The organism is Flavobacterium sp. FlaQc-57, from assembly GCF_044007395.1.
GTDB lineage: Bacteria > Bacteroidota > Bacteroidia > Flavobacteriales > Flavobacteriaceae > Flavobacterium.
This window is the reverse complement of record NZ_JBIPDA010000003.1, coordinates 152207-169454: the sequence shown is the minus strand read 5'-3', so window position 1 is coordinate 169454 and position 17248 is coordinate 152207. Positions and strand designations below refer to the sequence as shown.

Genomic DNA, 17248 nt, shown 5'->3' with positions numbered 1-17248 from the left:
AGATTCTTAGTCCCTTAGAACCTTAAAATTAGCGAACACGTTTCTTCCTATTCGTTTCATAATCTTCAAAAATCATTTCACCTAAACCTTTCAGTCCGGTATAAAATGCTTTTCCTTGATTGGCTTCGGTAAAATGATTGACAAAACGCTGCAAGTAAGGATCGTTTGCAATCATAAAGGTTGTAATTGGGATGTGTAATTTTCTGGCTTGCTGTGCCTGCGTGTAACATTTGTCTACAATATATTCGTCGAGTCCGTTACTGTTCATATAATAGGAACCGTCGCGCTCACGAACGCAGCTTGGTTTTCCGTCGGTAATCATGAAAATTTGCTTATTCGTATTTCGTTTTCTACGCAAAATATCCATCGCCAACTGAAGTCCTGCAACTGTATTGGTGTGATAAGGTCCAACTTGTAAATAAGGTAAATCTTTTATTGGAATTGTCCAGGCATCATTTCCAAAAACCAAAATATCGAGTGTATCTTTTGGATAACGGGTTGTGATTAATTCGGCTAGAGCCATAGCCACTTTTTTTGCCGGCGTGATTCTGTCTTCGCCATACAAAATCATACTGTGGCTAATGTCAATCATCAAAACCGTACTCATTTGTGCTTTGTATTGTGTTTCTTCGACAACCAAATCATTTTCGGTCAGCATGAAACTTTCAACGCCATTATTGATTTGGGCATTTCGCAAACTTTCGGTTAACGAAATACGTTCTAAACCGTCTCCAAAATTAAATTCACGGAATTCTCCGGTATGTTCATCGCCATTTCCGGCATGTTTCGTTTTGTGATTTCCAGTTCCGGAACGTTTTAAATTTCCGAAAATTTGATCTAAGGCTTGTTGCCTAATGGCGCGTTCTGTTTTAGCAGTAATTCCAAAACCACCAGTTCCATCTTCTTTAACCTCGTCTTTTATGTAACCTTTCTTTTTTAAATCTTCGATAAAATCATCGATTGTGTAGTTTTCGTCGGTAAGTTTATACTCTTTGTCCAACTCTCGAAGCCAGTCTATAGCTTCATCAAAATCGCCCGAAGTATGGGTGATTAGCTCTTTGAAAATACCAAAAAGTTTTTCAAACGGAGACTGAAATGGGGCTTCGTAAGTCTTAAAATAAAAACCTTTTTTAAATTCTTTTTTCATAATTCTAAAATTACGCTATTTTAGAATTATGAAAAAAGAAACGTTTATTAATTTTTAGTTAAAGTATTGACGTAAAATAGGTTGAATTCCCTTATAATTATATCAATTACTCAAACTTTCCGTCAAAGTAAAACCAAGCACCATTTTCAAATTTAAAAGTAGAAAATTCGTAATGAACTTGTGGTTGATTGTTTGAATCTAAAAAATAGGCTTTAAATTCAACCGTGTCTTCGGTAAAACTTAAAATTTCTAATTTTTGCCATTTATTGCTTGTTGCCCATTTCAGGATTTCAGCTTTAGAATAATACTTTCGTTCAGAGACATAAGTTGTTTCAAAAAGATAGTCGGCATTATGAATTGCATAAGCAGAATAACGTGAGCGCATCAATGCCAATGCTGTTGTTACTTTTTGATTATTTTTAATATATAATCCGCAACAACTTTCAAACAGTAAACCTGTATCGCAAAAGCATTTTTTACTCTCCATCAACTTGTTCTTCGCCGTTAATCTTAACGTGCAACTGATTCAATAAAACCTGATATCTGCTAATTTCTCTTAAATCTTCATCTTCTTCGGCATGATCTAACATTTCGTCTAAAGTTTCATTTACTTCAAGTAGTTTGTTATTGGCTTCTCTATCATTTTTTGCGGCAATTAAATCAATAATTTCCTGCACACTTACTTTTAAATCTTCGAATTTACTCATAATCTTATTGTTGTTATTTTTATTTCAGGTTTCAGGTTTCAGGTTTCAGGTTTCAGGTTTCAGGTTTCAGGTTGAAATGAGAATTTACCGCAAAGTGCGCAAAGTTTTTTTAATTTCTAAAGTTTATAAAACACAAAGTTCACAAAGCTTAATCAATACAAAGCTTTGCGAACTTTGCATTCCCTATATAATTAATAACATATTCTTAGCGTACTTTGCAGTTAATTTTCAAGTTTTAAGTTATTCAGTTCGAAAACCTGAAACTAAAAAAAAACTTAAAACCTGAAACTTTTTTTTATTCTTCCTTTTTGTCTTCGTTGAATTTTTTAATGATTTCTTTTAGCTTTTCTTTTCTTGCAATTTCGGCCTGTTTCACTTTGTTTTGGGCTTTATGCAATTTGTCGTTGTGCTTTTTAATGTTTCTTTCGTTGTTGCGTCCCATTATATTTCTCTTTTAATTTCGTCTAAAGTTTTCTCTGTGTAAATCAATTCGTTGATAATTTGTTTTCGTAAATCATCTATGTCATCATAATCAAAATGTTTTGCCCATGAAGTTAATTGCTGCAGATTTCTAATTTGTTTGATACGTTTTGTTGTTTCAAAACTTGTTCGTAATACCGCTATATGATCAAAATCAGGATTTTTTTTATGCTGATAGGTTACGGTATTTTTGTCAAAATTGGCTTCTATGTAATATAATTTTTCTTCGGCATTGTCCGGATAAAACACATTCCAGGCTGCAAAACCAATTTTTGTTTTCGATGGAGTTTCGGGCTCCATTGCTATTAAACGCCATTTACTATTAGCTAATCTTCCCCAATGATTCGAAACGCGATACATTCCGGCTTCGGTATAATAATAGGTACTTCCTGCTTTACTTTCAAACTGTTTCTTTAAACCTTCGATTTCATTTGAAAGTACTTCATGAAAAACACAAAATGTATTTTTGAACGAATTAGGATGTGGCTTGAAGTTTTTTTGCATGTGCAAATATACTGAGATTGTCAAGAACTCCCTAAAACAAACATAAATTGATTAACTTTGCAACTTCAATTATTAAAATAAAAAGTTATGTCTAAAGATTCACAAGAAAAAATGTTGCAAAAAGGAGTATATACCGGCATCATAGAAAAAGATGAAAACAATAATTATTTTTGTGGAGCTTATCTGTTAGACTATAAAATGGTTCAAGCTAATCATGTTGTAGGTGACTTAATTACAATTAAATCTGTAATCGAAAACCCAAGCGATATTAGTTATGATAAATATCCGAAGAAATCGAAAAACTTTCATAAAGCGAATCAAAAACCGGAAGACAAATAATAATTTTGTTTCACGTTTCAGATTGAAATGAGAAGTTTAACCGCAATCCCGAAGCCTCGGGATTGCGTTTTTATTAGAACTCCATAAATTAAAAAGACTTTACGCACTTTGCGGCAAAAATTATTTCGTGCTGCGTTTTACTTCTAACCTCAAACATGTAACAAATAACTTTTTATGAATATTTTTTCGATCAAAACTAAAAAGTTAAAAAAAAGTGTACCTTTGCAAAAAATTTGTCTTTTTGAACAATTAATTTCAATTTCAAACTAATAGACAAGTAGTTACCTTTATTTATGAAAAAAATAGTTGAATACCGCAAGTTACTAAACGTAGACAAAACTGCTGAATTAAAAGATTTAAAAACAATCTATCGTAATGCGATGAAAGAATCTCATCCTGATAAATTTCAAGGTGATGATGCTGGTTTAAAAGAAGCAGAAGAAAAAAGTAAGGCTATCATTGAGGCTTATCACTTTTTGGTAAGTATTAATCCTGAGACGATTAAAGCAAACTTACCTGAATATACTGAAACTATCGCAACTTCATCAATTACTGATTATAAATTTGTTGAAGGTCGTTTAATTATCGATTTTTCTAATGGAAGTGTTTACGAATACATCAGTGTTCCTAAAGCAACTTACGTGAAAATGGTAAATGCTGATTCTCCTGGAAGATTCGCAAAAAGACACATTTTAAACTCTTTTACTTGGAGAAAGAAAACAAATCAAGAATAGATTTATTCGAAAATATTCACAAAAGCACTCCGTCATACGAGTGCTTTTTTTATGCTTTAAAATTAAAAAATTGTCTATTTAAATTCATTATAACAATATAATTAAGAGTTTTAAACTAAATAAGACCAGTAAACACCTTGACTACATGCGAATTAAACCAAAAAAAACTATAACAAAATTTTAGGTTACAAAATTCTTTATGTTTTATAATTTTAGATACTTTTGTTGCACAAATCAATTAACTAATTAATTTTTTATAATGAAAAAAATACTTTTTTTACTAACTGCTTCTGTAGCGATTATTTCATGCAGCAAAGTTAAAGACGGAGAATACCTAATTACTGGAACTGCAACTGGAATTGAAAACGGAAAAACTATCATTCTTCAAGGTCAGGACCCAACTACAAAAATGCCATTATCTCTTGACACAGTAAAAGTTGAAAACGGAAAATTTGAAATAAAAGGAAAAGTAACTGAACCAGCTTTTCATACTTTAATCCTTCAAGGTGCTAACGGACCAATTCCATTTATATTAGAAACTGGAGAAATTCTTGTTACTATTGATAAAGATAGTATCCATAAATCTAAAATTTCTGGAACTTACAACAATGATGAGTACACAAAATTCAACGAGGATATGACTAAAACTCAAAAAAGTTTAGTTGATTTTCAGAAAAAGAATACTCAAAAAATGCAACAAGCTCAACAAGCTCAAGATACTGCAACTATCAACGGTTTGATGAAACAATACATGACTCTTCAAACTGAAGTTCAGGCTAATTCTAAAAAGAAATATTTAGCTTACGCAGAAGGTCACCCAAAAGCATATATCTCTGCTTTGATTATTCAAAGTATGGTTAATGATCCAAGTACTGATGTTAAAAAAGCTGAAAGCTTATACAACTCATTAGACGAGTCTTTAAAAAACAGTACTCCTGGTAAAGAAATTAAAACAAAACTAGGTCAATTGAAAATGCCTGCAGTTGGTGCATCAGCTCCTGCTGTTGGTAGCCCAAACTGAAGAGCAGATTTTTCAGCTCCTAATCCAGAAGGAAAAGTAGTTTCACTTAAAGAAAGTTTAGGTAAAGTAACTATCGTAGATTTTTGGGCTTCATGGTGTGGACCATGTAGAAAAGAAAACCCTAATGTTGTAGCAATCTACAAAGAACTACACTCAAAAGGATTGAATATTGTTGGTGTTTCTTTAGATAAAGAAGCAGCAGCCTGGAAAGAAGCTATTGCAAAAGATGGTCTAACATGGACTCAGGTTTCTAACTTGAAATTTTGGGAAGAGCCAATTGCAAAACAATACGGAGTAGAATCTATCCCGGCAACTTTTATTCTTGATGCATCAGGAAAAGTAGTTGCTCAAGATTTAAGAGGTCCGGAATTAAGAGCTAAAATATTAGAGCTTTTAGCAAAGTAATTTCAATATTCAGAATAAAACGAAAAAAATCTCCCTAGTGGAGATTTTTTTTGTTTTACTCAATACTATGCATAAAAAAACTTAAAACATACTATTTCCTCAAAAGTGAATTAAAACAAAACTACATCAAGCAAAAGACCTTTAATAAATCTATCATTTACTATTGTAGACAGCTCTACGTGAAAAGTTCCTTTTTCAAGTCTTAATCATGAGGAAAGAAATTTTAGCATCATGAAAGTTTAATAAAATTGCTATTATAAATTTTCAGACTTTATAGGAACAAAAATTCTAGTTTTAGAGGCATTTACAAAGAGTTAAACCAAAAAGATAAAAGATTACTGATCTTTATTTAAATAAAGCAACACTGGTCTTAAAAACTTCTATTCTGGTAGATGTTTTTAATATGATCTTCGGTTTCTAAACTTAAAATCTTAAAAAGCAATTATTAAAAAATAGATCTTTAGATTTTTTACATTTTTTACACTTGAATTAGTAGAAAAAATGGCTGCTCACGATTTATAAGGTTCTTAATTCAATGCAAAAAACAATAGACAACAAGGAAGAATAACCTTACTTTTAAAGTTGAATCCAAAAAAAACAGCAATAATGCCTTTTTTATTTTATTCAATTCCAATGAATTAAAAAATAACTTTAAAATAACTTAAAATTAAGTTCATTTTTTGTTTGTAAACATGAAAAACGTTTCTATATTTGCAACCGCTTAGAACAACAAAGCGCACTAACGCTGAGATCGGGGAGATACTCAAGCGGCCAACGAGGGCAGACTGTAAATCTGCTGTGAAAACTTCGCAGGTTCGAATCCTGCTCTCCCCACTAAAAGTCCTAATGAAAATTAGGACTTTTTTTATGCAATAAATTTTGATATTAAAAATTCAACACTCTTAAAGATTATTCATAGCCGCATATAAAAAAACCGTCTCTTATTATGAGACGGTCTTTTGATAAAACGATTGATGTAGAATCTAAGCTCTTAAAAGCAGTTTTAATAAAATTACAAATACACTAAAGTAAATGTTAATTGAGAAAGTCTCAATAAGGAGCTATTAATATTAAATACCACTAAAATATTAAAGGCCAAAAAAATAAATTTCCAAAAACAAATTTAATCCTAAGAACGTATTTTACACTTAAGAAAAAGTACTGCATTAAAAAAACAATACTTTCAGAACTGCTTTCAAGAACAAATAAGATTACAAGTGTAAAAAGTAATCATTTGTCATAAACACTTTATTTATCATCGCTATTTTTTCAACATTAATTTCAATTAAAATTATAATAAATCTTAAGCCTTTTTTAATATCAAAAATTTTTAAACACATTGTATTTAACAGAAACAAAGTTAAAAACAAACCAATTAAAAGCCGTAGAACAAACCGTTACAATTTGTAGAATCATTACTACATATCAATTATGATTTATTACTACTAAAACATTAACATTTCGAAAAACGATTAATGAGAATGGTAAAGTTTGAACACCTTTTAATTATTTAATCGATTTTTATAAATAATAAAACTATTACTTTCTAAATCTTTACTTCCCATTAATACCTCAGCATTGTCTGGCAAGGCAAATTTCTTTTTCAATCCGAAATTAATTATCACGTTTATTTTTTCTCCCTCAAAAGATCTTGTAAACAAAATTTGATCGTCTTTCAATTCAATATTCTCGTATTGACCGTATTGCAGGATTTTTTCTTTGTTACGTAATGCAATCAGTTTTTTATACTTGTTTAAAATAGATTCTTTTTGAGATTCTAAATTGGCTACATTCGTTTTTTTATAATCGGAATTAATTTTAATCCATGTTTTATTTGTGGAGAATCCTGCATTTAATTTTCCGTTCCACTGCATTGGGCTTCTGGATTTGTCACGATTGTATTCATTGGCTTCAAGAAGTGCTTCGGTGGTATTTTTGCCATTTTCAAGCGCCAGTTTATAATGTGTTTTACCTTGTACATCGACCATTTCCTGAATGCTGTTTGCTGTAATATTCTGCATTCCAATTTCTTCTCCGTAATAAATAAACGGAATCCCTTTTGCGGTCAAAGTTAAAGCTGCAAGAGCTAAAGCTCTATCAGGATTGCCATCTGCGAGACGATTCATCACACGAGGCATATCATGGCTTCCGAAAAATAAAGTTGGATAATTGCTCATGTTTTTTTCCATGCTCTGCAATTCATCAAAAATGCGTTTGGCTGAAAAATCCTTAATGCTTCCGAAATTAAAATTGAAAACCACATCTAGTAAATCCTGCGCCTGATATTGTTTTAAAACCTCGATTTTATCACTTCCTATTTCGCCCACTATAAAACGATTTTCATATTCGTTTACTGTTCCTTTTATAATTCGCATGGCATTATTAACACCTTTTTGGTCAATATCATTAATGTGTTCCTGCTTTCCGTCTTTCATCGGATTATCAGCAGTAATTCCGTCGGTATTTAAGAAGTTAATCACATCGAGTCTAAATCCATCTATTCCGGCATCGAGCCAAAAGCGAAGGATTTTTTGAACCTCAGCAACTAATTCAGGACTGGACCAATTAAGATCGGCCATTCTTTTATCAAACTTATGATAGTAATATTGATTGGTAAACGTGTCTTTTTCCCAAGCTGAGCCTCCAAAAAAAGATTCCCAGTTATTGGGCTTGTCTTTCCAAATGTAATAATCACGATACTTGTTGTCTTTGGATTTTCTGGATTCCTGAAACCATTTACAGTCTGTAGAACTATGATTTAAAACCATATCCATAATGACTTTTATACCACGTTTGTGGGCTTCTTTCAAAAAAAGATCAAAATCGGCCTTGCTGCCATAAGTGGGATCAACTTCGTAATAGTTTGCAATATCATAACCGTTATCTACTTTGGGAGAAGTCAAAAATGGCGTTAACCAAATTCCTTTAATTCCCAGATTTTGAAGATAATCTAATTTAGTTGTCATTCCTTTAAAATCACCATATCCATCGCCATTACTGTCTGCATAACTTGGCATATAGATTTGATAAAAAACGGCTTCTTTCCACCATTTTTGATCTGCATTTTGAGCTTTGGCAAAATTGCTTTTAAACATCAAAAATGAAGCTAATAAAATGACTTTAAATGTAAATTTCATTTCTTCTGGTTTTTATTTTTGAAGCTTCGCATGATAATCTATCACAATTCCGTTTGCAAACATTTTATTGTCCTGATAAGTAATTTTTGCTTTTGATGGGACAATTACAATTACAGCTGCATTCTCACCTGAAAGTTTGATTTGCGATGAAGTTGAAACATTTCTGGCAACAAATTTCCCGGAAACGGTATCGTATAAATCAACTTTTTTACCTTTTGGCGTTTTTATAATAACTGTTTTTTCACCATCAAATGGGTTATAATACAAATAAGAGGGATAGGCTTTGTCTCTAAAAAAATCAGTTGCCAATAAATTTAATTGTAAAATCCCTTCAACATTTGTTTTTCTAATGATACTGCCAAAAATCCCAACGTGACCGCTTCCGTAAATACTAAATTGAGATTCTCTCGGATTTTCTCCTAATACCCAAAGCGGTCCGTCACCTTGTGCAACCGGAGCTTGTATGTGGTCATATCCCGTTAGATTTGATTTTTTAATGATGCCTTCGTACGCAATAACACCTTTTGTAACTTCAGCCAATTCAGGAATTGTTTCATGCTCATCCGGCATATATTGCGGATAAAAAAAGCGCGCTGCATTTGCTGCGTTCAACATCCATTTTCCAATGGCGTGTGCATACGACTGATCGTAACGAACCATTGGCACTAAAGGCCATGCGGCATCATAGGTATTCATTAAAAAACCATATCCGCCATGATCTACTGTACTTCCAACGGTTCCTGAAATATCAAATCCGTTCCAGTTTCCAACCAGAACACCCCAGCCTTCACGGCAGATTGCTGTTCCGTCAAAACTCCAGGCGAGCATTTTATTAGTGTCGTATTTTTTACCTTCCTCGGCATTTAATCTTGCAGCCAAATAAGCACCAAAAGGCATTAATAATTCATACGTCGGGTTGATTGGCTGTGCTTCAAAAGCATTCATCGCGCTTACTGCTCCTTTTAGGTATTTTTTATCTCCAAATTTTTTATAAGCTGCATACAAAACCCAGGCATGACCTGCAGCAGCATCTGGCTGCGCGCAAATATTGTTGGTCATGGGTTTCATTTTTGCATAATCAAAAAAGGAGTAATTGTAATTTCCGTTTAAGATAGAATCGGCCTTGAAGAATTTTTCAGCAATCCTTTTTGCAATTTTATCGAATTCAGGTTCTTTCGGATATTGATCATAAACAGCATAAAACAATAAATTAGGATAAACATCATACCACCAGTCACGTCCGTATCCGCCGCCTAACAAAGCTACTTCAGGACAGGTATTATTCATCATAATATCCCATCCGGTATCTTTATTGAAATAATTTTTCAGCATGCCAACATAGTTTCTGTTTTGCTGTTTTGTTTTATCAATCCCTACTAAACTTGCCCCTAAAGTTGCTCCCATTGTGCCAAGCGCTTCATGAAACATTCCTTTGTTGTTTGCTCCCTGACGCACATCGCCAACAGCTGTATATAAACCTACAACATCCTGCGGATAGTTTTTGTGGCTTTTATCAATCCAGACCATTGGCCAGAATTTACCTTTTGCATTAAAATCATAAACGGTTTTATCAAAATCCTTTGCCAGTTTATTATAATCAATAATCTGAAAAGGTTTTGGATAATTGGGCATTTGATCTACACGAGGAATCGATTGTTGTTTTACCTGCGCATTTGCGTTTAAATTGAAAACCAACAAACATGAAACAGTTATTTTTAAAATGCTATTCATTCGATTATTTTTTATTTTAGAGTAATTTCACAGCTGCTTCTTCTAAGACTTTTAAGTCTAATTCGGGCTCGTTTTCTGGCGAAAGCTTGTCTCCTTCTTTAATAATTTTTTTACTTATAAAAATAGAGCATAATTGCAATAAGGCAATAATTCCGATCGCGTATCTTAAAGCAAAATCTTCTGAAACGACATAATACAAAGCCAGAAAAGTTCCTGCGCCAAAAAGTCTTCCGACATATAATCCTGCTTCGTGGTTCAAGATATAAGTGAACTCCCCTCTTTTTTCGATTCGGGAAACGATGTCAATTACTCTTAACTGAATTGGAAAATAGGCTAAATCCATTAAAGGTTTTGCGATAAGCAGTAAAAGTAAAAACACAATTACACCTGTTTTATCATACAAAAATCCGTTTAGGCAAGCTCCTAAAGCAAACAAAATAAGTCCTGCCGAAAATGTTTTGATTCGGTCTGACGGTTTAGAAAAACGTCCGATCAAATAAATGATAATTGCAGCCAAAATTGCACCAATAGATTGTGCTTTTCCTAACGCGCCTTCTTCGCCTAAAAGTTTAAAAATAAGCATTGCTGGCGCTGTTACTAAAAATCCTTGCGCTAATCCTTTGAAAGAAGCCAATAAAAGCAGCTTGTTCCATAAAGGATGAAATTTAAAAAAGATGTATTGTTTTTGTATCGGATTTTCAAATTTTCCGCGAAAGCATACAATTGAAGCTGAAACTGTAATTAGAAAAACAATTCCGGTAATAATTAAATATGCATTATGTTTTTGATCATCTCCTGTTTTAGATTGTATGAACCAGCCAATTGCAGCCGGAACAACAATTGCAATAATGGTGTAAATAAAAGTCTCTAAACCGTAATAATAATTTCTGTTATTATCATTGGTTATCGAAAGTGCCAAATAATCCCTGTTCGACCAATACAATCCAAAAGACAATCCCATTGTAATTCCGGCGATTCCTATTCCTATTAAATCTAATGTTTGTAATGACATCATTATAATCATTGAAACACCGCTGAGCATCATTCCTAATGAATATAATTTCCTAATATTGAAATACTTTAACAACAATCCATTCAAAAGAAAAGTAAGGGGAATTCCGGTATAAATAGCCAATTGATAAATGACTACTTTAGAGGTATCATTTGAATTTCGCATGATATAAGCTGCAACAAAAATGTCTATTACAGGCAGTACGAGTGCATAAACCAAATTAGTAAAAATTAAAATCTGAAAATTATGAGTTTGATTTTTAAAATAGCTTATTTCTGTCTGGAGCTTCTTTAGCATTAGATATAATTTAAAAGTGAAAATATTTCTTTTATCGATATTTCGGCTCCGCATACAAATTCATCGGCCGCACCATAATAAATAGTAACGGTATCACCGTCCGGAGCGACGACATGCCCGTTTGTAAATACTACTTGTCCAAAAAAACCATTTAATTCATACTCCGCTGATGGCACCATAATGGGTTGTTCTGTTCTTGCAATTACCTTTGAAGGATCTTCCAAATCCATCAAAAATGCTCCCAGACAATATTGGTGTTTGTCATTAGCTCCGTGGTAAATTTCAAGCCATCCTTTTTCAGTTTTTATAGGAGCAGCTCCTGCACCTACCCTTTTACTGTCCCAAAGTCCTTTTCTGGTTTTGATGATACATTTGTGATTTCCCCAATGAATCGCGTCAGGCGAAGAGGCAATCCAAATATAATTACCGCCAATATCTACACTGCTCGGGCGATGCAAAGCATAGTATAAACCATTTATTTTTTCTTCGAAAATCGCGCAATCCTTATTATGTGCCGGCAAAATCATACCGTGTTTTTCGAAGATTTTCCAATCGGTTGTGGTACGAAGTCCAACGCCAACGCCGTTATCTGATACCGAAGTAAAAGTCAAATAATACTTTCCGTCAATTAAGGCAACTCGGCAGTCTTCGATACCAAATGTTTCTAACATTCCCTCGCCAACTAATGGCGGATAATTTTCTGGTTCGTAAAATTTGATTCCGTCTTCACTACACAATAATCTCAAATGCGATAAAGTGGTCAAATAATCAACTCCTTTATAATTGATTACTCTTGCATCTGTGGCTATTAAGTCCGGATCGTTTTTTGGGATTTCGATAATCTCAATCGCGCCTGTATTTGTTAATATTGGAAAAGAAATTATATTGTCTTTTTGTTCCGGTCTTTCAGCAACTCTTACTAAAAGCCATGTTTTACCCTCAAATTGAAAAACTCCCGGATTTAGCAGGCAGGTAATCTCTAAACCTTCTGTACTTGAAGGTAAATCTCCCGGTGATAATAGTGGGTTTGCTTTAAAACGTTTTGCAATATCTTTCATACTTGTTGTTATTTTTTATAGAGATTAATCCAAATCAAGAAAGAGATTTGGATTAATCTTATAATGAGAATTATTAATATCCTGCATTTTGTGTTAAAGTTCCTGCTGAAGCATCAATTTCTGATTGTGGAATTGGATATAACATGTGTTTGTCCTGGAAGTTTTTTCCGTGAGCTGTCATCACTTGTTTTGCAATTCCCCATCTTTTTAAGTCCAGCATTCTTTGATTTTCAAAACCAAGTTCTGCTCTTCTTTCGGCAATCAGCCAGTTTTTAATCACTGCTTTGTCTGATGATGCCGGACGATCTGGTAAAGTTCCTGCCGGAGGTAAAGTTCCCAATGCTGTAATTGTGGTTCTGGCTCTTAATCTAATTTGATTGATTATAGCAATTGCTCCGGGATAGTTTCCTCCTTCATTCAATGCTTCTGCTTTCCAAAGCAAGGCATCTGCGTAACGCAGGTATACTTTGTTGTTTGGTGCATCATCATTTCCTTTATTGGTTCCGTCTAAACTGCCCAGCATTTTATTGATATTTTGATTTGTAACATCAACTGTATATAATTTTCTTGGATCATTAGCTTCAAATGAATTTAAAAAATCAGTGCTTGGAGCAAAGAATCCCCATCCTAAAGGAGCACAAATTCCATTTCCTCTTCTTGGCGTTACATTAGACTGATGATCATAAGAAAAAATAACTTCGTTATCGCTATATTCTTTTGAGGTACTGAAATTGTCAAAATAATTAGCATCTAAACCATAGCCTAATGTTGCTAACTGATCTACTAAAGGCGCTACTTCTGACCATTTTTGTGTATACAATGCCGCTTTTGCCTGTAACGCAATAACAGCGCCTTTTGAAACTCTCCATTTTTCTGTAGTCGATGAATATTTTGTGTTAGGAAGCAATGCTTGTGCAAGTACTAAATCGGCTTTTATTTTATCCCAAACTACCGCTTTATCTGCTCTTACTGATACTTTAAAAGCTTCTTCAAGAGATTCTACAGGTTTTACAATTAAGGGAACGTCTCCAAAATTAGTTACTAATGAAAAGTAATAGAACGATCTTAAAAAGTAAGCTTCACCTAATAACTGATTTTTTCTTGCTGTTGAAATTCCGGTAACAGTTTCAATATCTGATCTTGTCAATAATTCGATTCCAAGATTCAATCTTTTGATTCCCTCATAATTGTATTTCCATAAACCATTCGGACCTCCATTTGTAGAGGTGAAAGTAAAATTATTGATTTCATCTATCCATGGCTGATCTCCGTCTGAAATCCATTTTTTTTCCATATCGTCAGATGCAATATCCTGCATGATATAATCGTTCTGGAAAACCAGACCTCCGCCCCAATTCCATTCGCCCAGAATATTCAGTTTGTTTGAAAGTAATTGGTACGATGAACTTATGGAGTTTTCGACTACAGCAGCGGTTACTAATCCTTCTTTTGTAGACAATCCCGTTGCTTCGGTATCTAATTCGTCCTGACAGCTAACCAAACATAATGAGGTTATAAGCAAGGTTATAAATATTTTTTTCATGATATAATACTTTAAATTATTAATTATAATTTCACTTTAGCCCCAAGAATGAAAGCGGTCGACTGCGGATAAGTACCTCTGTCAATTAATGAAGTCGATTCAGGATCTAAGCCAGTATATTTTGTGATAGTGAATAAATTTTGTCCTGAAACATACAATCTCAAACTATTAATGCCAGGGATTGTTTTTGAAAAAGTATAACCTAACTCAATATTTTTCAATCTCAAATACGATGCATCTTCTACAAATACACTTGAAACTCTGCTTCCTCCGTTATCGTTAAAAGTCACTCTAGGCGTTGTGTTTGTTGATCCTTCTCCTGTCCAGCTGTTTAAAACATCTGTTGTTGAATTGAACGGACGGCTGTCATAATTTAAAATCTGTTTTGAATCATTATAACGGTCAACACCTTCTACTCCTTGCAATAAGAAAGAGAAATCGAAGTTTTTATAATCGGCATTAAAGTTAAAACCATAAGTTACTTTAGGAATCGAGCTTCCAATGAAAGTTCTGTCGTCAGCATTTATCTGTCCGTCGTTATTAAGATCTTTAAATCTTATATCTCCCGGTTGTGTACCATTTGAAGCTGTAAATAAGTGAGAACTTACTTCGCTTGCATTTTGATAAATTCCGTCAAACTGATATCCGTAATACGAACTTATTGGCTGACCAACAACTGTTTTAGTGTGTGTAGCATCATCTGTAATATTGCTCACATTTTGCTGTAATCTGTCTACATTATTTTTTAATGTCGCTAAATTCGCGTTGATGCCATATTTGAATTCATGGTCATTGTTTTGAAGATTTACTCCAAATTCAAAACCTTTATTACTTACAGAAGCAGAGTTTACACTTGTTGGCAAAAAGTTTCCAACGGTTCCCGGAGGAACGACATCAAGTAAGATGTTGTCAGTTATTTTTGAGAAATAATCTACTGTAACGGTTACTTTATTTTTTAGGATACTCAAATCCAAACCTACGTTTGTCTGTGTTGTAGTTTCCCATTTTACATCAGGATTTCCAATACGGATAAGATGTGGATCTGTTCCTAGGGTGTACAAGTTGTACCATTGATGATCTTTTATTTCCTGATTTCCTGATTGTCCCCAACTTGCTCTTAACTTCAAGTTCGAAATCCAGTCTGCTTTTTCCATGAATTTTTCTCTGGAAACTACCCAACCTGCAGCAACTGACGGGAAATATCCCCATTTGTTATTAGGTCCAAATCTTGACGATGCATCGGCTCTTATCGTTGCCGTTGCAAAGTATTTATTGTCGTAACCGTAATTTCCGGAAGCAAAATAAGACAGTAAAGACCAGCTGCTTGCATTTCCTGAATTCCAAACATTAAGCGTGCTGTTTCCGTAATCTAAATATTGAAATTCCGGTGAACTGTTTTCATAGTTATTTCTGCTGCCGCCAATAGCCGATGATTTACTAGTGATGCTTTCCATACCTAATAAAACATTTACACTGTGCAATTCCTTAAATGTTTTTACATAATTTAAAGTATTGGTAAAAGTAAAAGTCATTTCCTGACCTCTATTCTCGTTCAAACTATTCGGACGGTTTTGTCTTCCCATTCCGTAATATTGATAACTTGTATCAGCGATATTATTATCACCAAAATTTTCAGCAAAGTTTTTATTGTGAGTGAAAGCAAGATCTACTCCTAAACTGCTTTTGAATTTTAATGATTTATCTCCTAAAAAGGCATATTCTCCATAAACATTTCCAAAAGTTTGAAATCTTTCACGCACATCATTTGTAAAGTGAACTATAGCAAGCGGATTCGATGTTAGTTCGTAATTTTTGCTCCAGCCGTCGTTTGGTCCTGTATAAAAAGGTAAATCCGTATAAGGATCATTGGCTTTATAAGTAGGATCATTTACATCTTTATAAATACCAATTACAGGCGCGCGCAATAAAGCATGACGAATAATTCCCGGTGCATCGCCGCTTGAAGATAATTTATCCTGTTTTGTAAAACTGATCTGCAGATTCGTTCCTAATTTGAATCTATCTGTAATATTTGCATTTACGTTCGTTCTGAAATTATATCTTTTAAACTGATCATTATCTTCCGTTACAATTCCGTCAATTCCGTAATAACCGCCAGAAATCAAATACTGCACATTTTCTGTCGCGCCACTGGCCGAAACCTGAAAATTATTTGAGATTCCGGTAGTAAATAATGCTTTCTGCCAATCTGTATCTGCCAAATCTGTTCTGGTTCTTCGGTCAAAAGCATAAGGGCTTTCCGCATTTGCAGCGTTTCCAGCTGTATTATGCCAAGCCTGATCTTTTACTGACATGTATTGACTTGCATTTAGCACTTTAGGAAGATTTGCCGCATAATGAATTCCGGAGAAAGCTTCTACATCAAAACTTGTCATTCCTTTTACGCCGCTTTTAGTGGTAATAATAACAACTCCTCCTGCTGCTCTTGATCCGTAAATAGCTGTTGCCGAAGCATCTTTTAATACGGTCATGGATTTAATATCAGACTGGTTTAAAAATGAGATATCACGCGTTGCAACTCCATCAACAACATACAAAGCTTCGTTGTTTCCCAGAGTTCCTTCTCCACGAATACGAAGTTTTATACCATCGCCGGGAGCACCTGTATTTGCCGCAACAAAAACACCCGCAACCTGACCTTGCAAAGCCTGAGCAACATCTGGCACTCTGGTTTTAGAAAGATCCACCATATCAACCTGAGTGACAGCACCGTTTATAGACCCTTTTTTCTGGCTGCTGTAACCTACTACAATTACTTCATTTAATTTTTGAGAATCTTCTGCTAAAACAGCGTTCACTGCAATCTTGCCATTTACAGGAACTTCCTGACTGATAAATCCAATGTAGGTGAAAACCAAAACGGCATTTGCATCTGCTTTAATAATGAAGTTTCCGTCAAAATCTGAAGTAGCACTTACCGACGATCCTTTTACATTAATATTTACTCCGGGCAATGGTCCTTTATTGTCTGAGACAACACCTTTTACAGTTTGTCCATATATAATACTTCCTGATAACATTATTCCTAATAGAAATAAGTGATAAATTATATTTTTCTTCATCATAGAAATGTGTTAAATTGGTTAATAATCGTGGTTATTTTTTTCATCTT

At 33.8% G+C, this 17248-nt stretch carries 14 protein-coding genes, 1 tRNA gene and 1 pseudogene; 5 read left to right on the top strand and 11 right to left on the bottom strand.

The window, feature by feature from the left end:
• Window positions 1–28: 28 nt before the first annotated feature.
• The 5 genes from ACHRVZ_RS11710 to ACHRVZ_RS11690 all read right to left on the bottom strand — a co-directional run bounded on the left by ACHRVZ_RS11710 (window position 29) and on the right by ACHRVZ_RS11690 (window position 2838).
• On the bottom strand, window positions 29–1147 hold the full coding sequence (locus ACHRVZ_RS11710; protein WP_395422628.1) for a VWA domain-containing protein: 1119 nt from the start codon (window positions 1145–1147) through the stop codon (window positions 29–31).
• 106 nt (window positions 1148–1253) lie between these two features.
• A complete protein-coding gene (locus ACHRVZ_RS11705) occupies window positions 1254–1634 on the bottom strand; it encodes a YchJ family protein (RefSeq protein WP_395422627.1) in 381 nt (126 codons plus the stop codon).
• Window positions 1624–1854 (bottom strand): hypothetical protein, encoded by a 231-nt coding sequence (locus tag ACHRVZ_RS11700; protein ID WP_133509342.1) that lies wholly within the window; start codon window positions 1852–1854, stop codon window positions 1624–1626. The genes ACHRVZ_RS11705 and ACHRVZ_RS11700 overlap by 11 nt, the downstream gene beginning before the upstream one ends.
• Window positions 1855–2149: 295 nt before the next feature.
• On the bottom strand, window positions 2150–2296 hold the full coding sequence (locus tag ACHRVZ_RS11695; RefSeq protein ID WP_089075917.1) for a hypothetical protein: 147 nt from the start codon (window positions 2294–2296) through the stop codon (window positions 2150–2152).
• Entirely contained in the window at window positions 2296–2838 is a 543-nt protein-coding gene (locus tag ACHRVZ_RS11690) for a hypothetical protein (protein ID WP_395422626.1), read from the bottom strand. The genes ACHRVZ_RS11695 and ACHRVZ_RS11690 overlap by 1 nt, the downstream gene beginning before the upstream one ends.
• 87 nt (window positions 2839–2925) lie before the next feature.
• Here ACHRVZ_RS11690 and ACHRVZ_RS11685 point away from each other — a divergent pair, with 87 nt between their 5' ends.
• The 5 genes and pseudogenes from ACHRVZ_RS11685 (at window position 2926) to ACHRVZ_RS11665 (ending at window position 6171) form a co-directional block, all read left to right on the top strand.
• Complete coding sequence (locus tag ACHRVZ_RS11685) at window positions 2926–3177, top strand: hypothetical protein (protein WP_041515769.1); 252 nt, start codon at window positions 2926–2928, stop codon at window positions 3175–3177.
• A 293-nt stretch (window positions 3178–3470) separates the two neighbouring features.
• Window positions 3471–3911: a KTSC domain-containing protein gene (locus tag ACHRVZ_RS11680; RefSeq protein WP_041515768.1), complete on the top strand. Its 441-nt coding sequence runs from the start codon at window positions 3471–3473 to the stop codon at window positions 3909–3911.
• A gap of 259 nt (window positions 3912–4170) precedes the next feature.
• Complete coding sequence (locus ACHRVZ_RS11675) at window positions 4171–4932, top strand: DUF4369 domain-containing protein (RefSeq protein ID WP_395422625.1); 762 nt, start codon at window positions 4171–4173, stop codon at window positions 4930–4932.
• A gap of 18 nt (window positions 4933–4950) precedes the next feature.
• A pseudogene (locus tag ACHRVZ_RS11670) lies at window positions 4951–5337 on the top strand (peroxiredoxin family protein); the annotation flags it as partial.
• A gap of 753 nt (window positions 5338–6090) precedes the next feature.
• Window positions 6091–6171, top strand: a tRNA-Tyr gene (locus ACHRVZ_RS11665).
• Window positions 6172–6839: 668 nt separating this feature from the next.
• Here ACHRVZ_RS11665 and ACHRVZ_RS11660 read toward each other — a convergent pair.
• From ACHRVZ_RS11660 to ACHRVZ_RS11635, 6 genes are all read right to left on the bottom strand, one after another.
• Complete coding sequence (locus tag ACHRVZ_RS11660; protein ID WP_395422624.1) at window positions 6840–8474, bottom strand: alpha-amylase family glycosyl hydrolase; 1635 nt, start codon at window positions 8472–8474, stop codon at window positions 6840–6842.
• A gap of 12 nt (window positions 8475–8486) precedes the next feature.
• Entirely contained in the window at window positions 8487–10205 is a 1719-nt protein-coding gene (locus ACHRVZ_RS11655) for a hypothetical protein (protein ID WP_395422623.1), read from the bottom strand.
• Between the two features lie 16 nt (window positions 10206–10221).
• Entirely contained in the window at window positions 10222–11514 is a 1293-nt protein-coding gene (locus ACHRVZ_RS11650; protein WP_395422622.1) for an MFS transporter, read from the bottom strand.
• Window positions 11514–12572 (bottom strand): glycoside hydrolase family 130 protein, encoded by a 1059-nt coding sequence (locus tag ACHRVZ_RS11645; RefSeq protein ID WP_395422621.1) that lies wholly within the window; start codon window positions 12570–12572, stop codon window positions 11514–11516. The genes ACHRVZ_RS11650 and ACHRVZ_RS11645 overlap by 1 nt, the downstream gene beginning before the upstream one ends.
• A gap of 73 nt (window positions 12573–12645) precedes the next feature.
• Window positions 12646–14115 (bottom strand): RagB/SusD family nutrient uptake outer membrane protein, encoded by a 1470-nt coding sequence (locus ACHRVZ_RS11640; protein WP_395422620.1) that lies wholly within the window; start codon window positions 14113–14115, stop codon window positions 12646–12648.
• 23 nt (window positions 14116–14138) lie between these two features.
• On the bottom strand, window positions 14139–17201 hold the full coding sequence (locus ACHRVZ_RS11635) for a SusC/RagA family TonB-linked outer membrane protein (protein WP_395422619.1): 3063 nt from the start codon (window positions 17199–17201) through the stop codon (window positions 14139–14141).
• Window positions 17202–17248: the final 47 nt, after the last annotated feature.